The 6,000-nt window shown below is 70.7% G+C and carries 6 protein-coding genes; 4 read left to right on the top strand and 2 right to left on the bottom strand.

The window, feature by feature from the left end; all coding sequences use genetic code 11:
* The coding region (locus tag ACFW47_RS16365) for a type I polyketide synthase (RefSeq protein WP_386306105.1) at window positions 1-2,181 on the bottom strand (2,181 nt) is incomplete at its 3' end.
* A 616-nt stretch (window positions 2,182-2,797) separates the two neighbouring features.
* On the opposite strand from ACFW47_RS16365, the gene ACFW47_RS16360 reads away from it, so the two are divergent.
* The 3 genes from ACFW47_RS16360 (at window position 2,798) to ACFW47_RS16350 (ending at window position 4,987) form a co-directional block, all read left to right on the top strand.
* Window positions 2,798-3,220, top strand: a complete 423-nt coding sequence (locus ACFW47_RS16360) for a hypothetical protein (protein WP_386306104.1) — start codon at window positions 2,798-2,800, stop codon at window positions 3,218-3,220.
* A gap of 133 nt (window positions 3,221-3,353) precedes the next feature.
* Window positions 3,354-4,601 (top strand): cytochrome P450, encoded by a 1,248-nt coding sequence (locus ACFW47_RS16355; RefSeq protein ID WP_386289076.1) that lies wholly within the window; start codon window positions 3,354-3,356, stop codon window positions 4,599-4,601.
* Between the two features lie 185 nt (window positions 4,602-4,786).
* Window positions 4,787-4,987, top strand: a complete 201-nt coding sequence (locus tag ACFW47_RS16350; RefSeq protein WP_386289078.1) for a ferredoxin — start codon at window positions 4,787-4,789, stop codon at window positions 4,985-4,987.
* A gap of 44 nt (window positions 4,988-5,031) precedes the next feature.
* On the opposite strand, the gene ACFW47_RS16345 is transcribed toward ACFW47_RS16350, so the two are convergent.
* Entirely contained in the window at window positions 5,032-5,313 is a 282-nt protein-coding gene (locus ACFW47_RS16345) for a heavy-metal-associated domain-containing protein (protein WP_386289080.1), read from the bottom strand.
* Window positions 5,314-5,548: 235 nt separating this feature from the next.
* On the opposite strand from ACFW47_RS16345, the gene ACFW47_RS16340 reads away from it, so the two are divergent.
* Entirely contained in the window at window positions 5,549-5,953 is a 405-nt protein-coding gene (locus tag ACFW47_RS16340; protein WP_386289082.1) for a nuclear transport factor 2 family protein, read from the top strand.
* The last annotated feature ends 47 nt before the right edge of the window (window positions 5,954-6,000 follow it).

Raw genomic sequence — 6,000 nt, 5'->3', positions numbered from 1 at the left:
GATGGTGGTGTGGGGGCCGTTGATGGCGGCGATGGTGAGGTGGTTGGTCCAGGGGGTGAGGAGTTGTTGGGTTTGGGTGGCGGGGAGGGTGAGGGAGGCCATGGCGCCGTGGCCTTCGAGGGTGGTGAGGGCTTGGCTGCGGAGGGCGACGATGCGGGCGGCGTCTTGGAGGGTGAGGGCGCCGGCGATGTGGGCTGCGGCGATTTCGCCTTGGGAGTGGCCGATGACGGCGTGGGGGTGGATGCCGTGGTGTTGCCAGTGGTGGGCGAGGGCGGTGAGGACGGCGAAGAGGGTGGGTTGGACGATGTCGACGCGGTCGAGGGTGGGGGCGTTGGGGTGTTGGGTGAGGACGTCGGGGATGGTGAAGTCGATGTAGGGGGCGAGGGCGTCCTGGCAGGCGTGGATGCTGTCGCGGAAGGTGGGTGAGGTGGTGTAGAGGGTGCGGGCCATGCCGGGGTACTGCGAACCCTGACCCGGAAACACGAACACCGTCCCGCCCTCTTCGCCGTCAGTCGCCTGACCGGTGACCAGCGCCGGATGCGGAGCCCCCTCGGCGGCCGCGTCGAGGGCTTCCCGGGCCTGGGCGCGGTCGCGGGTGACGATGACGGCGCGGTGCGGCAGCGCGGCCCGGGCGGCCAGGGCGTCGGCGACCGTGGACAGCGGCACCTCCGGACGTTCGTCGAGGTGGGCGCGTATCCGGGCAGCGTGGGTCTGCAGCGCGCCCGAACTCCTGGCTGACAGAGTCAACACCGTGGGCAGGTTGGGCTGTTCTGACGCCTCGTCCTCGCCGGATCCCTCTGTCGCCGGCGGCTGCTCCACGATCAAGTGGGCGTTGGTGCCGCTGACGCCGAAGGACGAGACGGCGGCGCGGCGGGGCCGGTCCGTCTCGGGCCAGGGCGTGTGCTCGGTGAGCAGGCTGACGTGCCCCTGATCCCAGTCGATGTGGGGTGAGGGCTGGTCGGCGTGGAGGGTACGCGGCAGCTCGCCGTGCTGGATCGCCTGGACCATCTTGATCAGACCGCCGATACCCGCTGCGGCTTGGCTGTGGCCGACGTTGGACTTCAGCGATCCGAGATAGAGCGGCCGTTCCGGTGTGTGGTGTCGGCCGTAGGTGTTGAGCAGGGCGTGGGCTTCGATGGGGTCGCCTAGGCGGGTGCCGGTGCCGTGGGCTTCGACGGCGTCGATGTCGTCGGGGGTGAGGCGTGCGTTGTCCAGGGCCTGGCGGATCACCCGTTCTTGGGAGGGGCCGTTGGGGGCGGTGAGTCCGTTGCTGGCGCCGTCCTGGTTGACGGCGGAGCCCGCGATCACGGCGAGGATTGTGCGGCCTTGGGCGAGGGCGTCGCTGAGGCGTTGCAGGACGATGAGTCCTGCGCCTTCGGCCCAGCCGGTGCCGTCGGCTTCGGCGGCGAAGGCCTTGCAGCGGCCGTCGGGGGCGAGGCCGTGCTGACGCGAGAACTCCAAGAACATTTCAGGCGTGGCCATCACCGTGGCGCCACCGGCCAGAGCCGTCTCGCATTCGCCGTTGCGCAGGGCCTGACAGGCCAGATGCACCGCAACCAGTGACGACGAGCATGCGGTGTCGATGGTGAGGGCGGGTCCGGTCAGGCCGAGGGTGTAGGCGATGCGCCCGGAGGCGACGGCGGGGCTCGTGCCAGTCATCAGGTGGCCCTCGAGATCCGTGTCTCCGTGGGCGCCGTAGTGGTTGGGGGACAGGCCGGTGTAGACGCCGGTGGGTGTGTCGGCGAGGTGGGTGGGGTTGAGGCCGGCGTGTTCCAGGGCCTGCCAGGCGAGCTCCAACAAGAGGCGTTGTTGGGGGTCGATGGCTTTGGCTTCGCGGGGGCTGATGTTGAAGAAGGCGGCGTCGAACTGGTCCGCGTCGTAGAGGAAACCGCCGTACCGCGTGGCCGAGGTGCCCGGCTGGGTGGGGTCGTCGAAGAGGGCGTCGAGGTCCCAGCCGCGGTTGGCGGGGAAGCCGCCGATCGCATCACGCCCCTGGGCGACCAGCTCCCACAGCTCCCCGGGTGAGGTGACCCCGCCGGGGTAGCGGCAGGCCATTCCCACGATCGCGATCGGCTCTCGGGCGCTGTCCTCCAACTCCTGCAGACGCCGCCGCGTCTGGTGCAGTTCCCCACTGACGCGCTTGAGGAAGTAACGCAGCTGGTCGGGGTCCGCTGCTCCCACAGTTGTCTCCCGGGATGCCGTCAATCGGTCATAAGTCACGGCAGACAGAGGTAAGCGCGCTGCTCGCCCCCCGTCGGCACAGAAAGGTTCCGTCGGCCCTGCGCCGGATGTCATCGCCGAGATTGCTCATTGGCCATGTGCGCGGGGTGCCCGGAAGATGGGCGTGGGGGCGTCTCTCCTCGGGCCGGCCTCGCCCCGGCCCACGAGGCAGGAGAGGGGCTCGCGGCCCGGGTGGTGGTCCATCGACATGGCGCGGCCGTGGGTGCCCGCGCTGCCGCCGCGCTGGGAGGCGAAGTCAACGCTCACACAGCCGAGTCGGCCGACCGGCGCGGACCGCTCGGTGCGGATCCTCCTTGCGCAGAGAAGAAGGACGCGGCGCCCGCCGTCGCCGGAACCCGCAGTTGGCCAGGCCGGCAGACGGTCGAAGATCACGCGAAGCAGTGGCGAACCCCCTGGCGCGGGGCCGGCGGGGCTCGTAGTGACCGAAACCCGCCGGTCGGAGGCCGGAGCCGTGGGTGTGTGGCGGTTGCGGTTGCGGTGGTGCTGGGGGCCCTGATTGACTGAGTGAGCGGCCCGCATACCCCCTGGGAGTATCTAAGTCTGTGAGGAGCAGCGCATGACTGTCGCCACCGTGATGGATCCTCGTGGCTACCTTGAGGAGCGGTACAACAAGTACAACGAAGAGCTGCTGTTCGGCGAGGAGGATGCGGGCGCGGTCATCGACCGGTTCTACGCGCCCGGGTTCAGCATCGTCAGCGGTGGCATCGCCATGGACCGGCAGCGTCTGATCAAGCACGTCCGGCCGCTGCGGAAGATGGCGGTCCCCGGCACCGGGCGCTACGAGGTGCTGGAGGCGGTGCAGGACGGCAATCGCTTCGCGTGCCGCTACATCATCCACGCCGCCATGAAGCAGGGGGACCGGGTCCGGCACATGAAGATCGAGGTCGTCGAGTTCCTGGAGATGGCGGACGACGGCCGCATCGTGCGGGTCGACTCGCTCAGCCGTGACATCCCCGACAAGGATGGCGCCCAGGAGTGACCGCATCCTCAAGGAGGCGCCACCGTGCCGTGACCGGCGGGCAATCCAGGAGATGAGGCCCGGGCTCGGGCGGTGACACGCTGAGCGGGACCCGGGGCCGTGCCCCGCTCGACGCCAGGGAGGGGTAGCGCCCATGGACCAGTCGCCGTCCGAGACGACCGGTGTCACGGCCCGTCAGGACACCGCCGCCGAGGCCGTGTTCCTGGAGATCCTGCAGAGTCCGGGGGCCGACGATCCGTACACCGGCTACCACCGGCTGCGCGAGATGGCGCCCGCGCTGCTCACCGGGGACGGCACTCTGGTGCTGACCGGGCACGCCGAGTGTGACGCCGCGCTGCGCCACCGCTCGCTGGGCAGGGGCGACGACATGGACGGCTTCCGGCTGGCTCCGGTGCCCGAGGAGCGGGTCAGGGAGGTCATGTCGACGCTTCGTCGCAGCATGGCCTTCGTCGACCCGCCGGAGCACGCCCGGCTGCGCCGACCGGTTTCGGCCGTTTTCACGCACCGGCAGGTCGAGGCGCTGCGCCCCGCGGTTACCGCGCATGCCGATCGCCTGGTCTCCACGCTGGAGCAGACCGGCGGTGACTTCATGGCGGCCGTGGCCCGTCCGCTGCCGGAGATCGTCATCGCCGATCTGCTCGGCATCCCGGAGGGGGACCGCCCGGCCGTGCTGCCCCGCTCGCAGGCGCTGGCGGCGCTGATGGAGCCGGTCACGGACGCCGAGGTGTTCGACACGGCGGCTGCCGCGCTGCGGGCGCTGTGCGAATACTTCGACGGGCTGCTCGCCCGTCGGCGCGCCCAGCCGGAGGACGATCTGATCAGTCGTCTGGGGACGGCGGCGGAAGGCGCCGGCCTGACCGACCAGGAGATCGTCTCCACCGCGCTGCTGTTGCTGGGCGCGGGCATCAAGACCACCACCCACCTGCTCGGCAACGGGCTGAAGGCCCTGCTGGACCACCCGGACCAGTTCGAACGGCTTCGCGCGGAACCGGCGTTGATCCCCGCGGCGGTTCAGGAACTGCTGCGGTACGACACCCCGGCGCAGCTGGACGCCCGGGTGGTGAAGGAGGCGACGCCGTTCGCCGGCGTCGAGCTGAAGGAGGGGCAGACGGTCATGACGGTGATCGGCGCGGCCAACCGGGACCCTGCCCGGTTCGCCGATCCCGACCGGCTGGACGTCGGCCGTGCCGAGAACGTGCACCTGTCGTACGCGGCGGGCGTGCACTTCTGCCTCGGGGCCCAACTGGCCAACCTGGAGACGGAGGTCCTGCTGGCCCGGCTGGTGGCCGGACCGCCGCTCACCGCGGCCGGTGCTCCCCGGCGCCGGATGGGGCTGGGGCTGCGGGGCTTCGACGCACTGCCCGTCGCGGTGGCGCGCTGAGCCCTCCGGGGTCGGGGTCGGGGCGTCGAGGGCGTCGACGGGTAATCGGCAAGGCGCGCGCGGGGTGACGTCCACCCGCCGTCCTCCGGCCCTGCACGGGAGTGAGAAACGGGGAGTCGGGCGAGAGTCGTGGACGGGACGACAGCCCTGGACGGGACGAGCGCCGAACACGGAATGAGAGGGACATGCGGATCGAGGCGGACCTGGAGATGTGCTGCGCGGCGGGGATGTGCGCCCTGACCGCGCCGGAGGTGTTCGACCAGGACGAAGAGGAGGGGACGGTCGTCGTCCTGGTGGACCGGCCGCCCGCCGAGCACCACGCGGCGGTCCGCGATGCGGTCCGCGCCTGCCCCTCGCGCGCCCTGAGCCTGCGCGAGGGGGAGTAGCCGAGGCGGCGGGGAAGGGGCCCCTGGGCGAGGGGGGCGGCCGGTCAGGCGCGGCCGGTCAGTTCGTAACCGATGTCGTCCAGGGCCTCCGTGAGGCGGGCCTCGTCCAGTTCCCGCTCGGAGCTGACGGAGACCCGTCCGGCCTGCACGTCGACGTCCACCCGGTGCACGCCGCCGAGTCCGGTGATCGCCTTGGTCACGTGGTTCGCGCAGTGATGGCACACCATGCCGTCGACCAGGTACGTCGTGGTGACGCTCCCGGCGGGCAGGGGCTCGGCCGCCTTGCCGGCGTCGGCGCCGGTCCGGGGAGGTACGGGGAAGGTCATGAGCTTCTCCTGTCGTCGGTGAGCCGGTCGTGCAGGGTGGGGTCGTGTTCCGATCATATACCCCCAGGGGGTAATAGTACCGCTGTGTGCGCGCATCCGCACGCGCCGCTCCGGTCTCGTCGTCGACCGGCGAACGCTCTGCCCGTGGCCGACGGCCGACCGCGTTCCTTGGTTATTCGGGGCGTTGGGGTATATACCTGGGTGGGGTATCGCACTTCTAGTGGAGAGGAAGGTCATGGCTGTCGATCTCGGCACCACCCCTGAGGCGTTCGTCGACCAGTTCTTCAACTCGTACGTCAAGGAGGTCGTCTTAACGGACATCGACCCCGAGAAGGGGGTCGACCGTTTCTACACCCCGGACTTCACCCAGGTCTCCGACGGCACCGAGACGACGCGGGCCCAGCTCGCCGAGCACGTCCCCGCCGCCCGGCAGACCTTCGCGGCCATGCGCTACGAGGTGCACGAGGCGCTGCTGAGCGGTGACGCGCTGGCCACGCGCCTGACCTTCCACGCCGAGTTCAAGGCCGGCGGCTCCATCGAGGTGGAGTTCTACGTGTTCGCCGAAGTCGCCGACGACCGGCGGCTGCGCCGTATCCACCAGGTGACACGCACCGTGAAGAACGACATGGCGCCCTCCTGACACAGCCCGCGGGCCGGAACCCGCGCCCGGCGCGGGCGCGGGTTCCG

It is taken from the genome of Streptomyces sp. NPDC058796 (genome assembly GCF_042745235.1).
Taxonomy (GTDB): Bacteria; Actinomycetota; Actinomycetes; order Streptomycetales; family Streptomycetaceae; genus Streptomyces.
The sequence above is the reverse complement of the archived record's forward strand: the minus strand, read 5'-3'. Positions and strand labels throughout refer to the sequence as shown.

Bases quoted from the DNA above. Each gene is read 5' to 3' on its own strand.
- ACFW47_RS16350 (WP_386289078.1), top strand. From the start codon at position 4,787: ATGCGGATCGAGGCGGACCTGGAGATGTGCTGCGCGGCGGGGATGTGC.
- ACFW47_RS16360 (WP_386306104.1), top strand. From the start codon at position 2,798: ATGACTGTCGCCACCGTGATGGATCCTCGTGGCTACCTTGAGGAGCGG.
- ACFW47_RS16340 (WP_386289082.1), top strand. From the start codon at position 5,549: ATGGCTGTCGATCTCGGCACCACCCCTGAGGCGTTCGTCGACCAGTTC.
- ACFW47_RS16355 (WP_386289076.1), top strand. From the start codon at position 3,354: ATGGACCAGTCGCCGTCCGAGACGACCGGTGTCACGGCCCGTCAGGAC.
- ACFW47_RS16345 (WP_386289080.1), bottom strand. From the start codon at position 5,313: ATGACCTTCCCCGTACCTCCCCGGACCGGCGCCGACGCCGGCAAGGCG.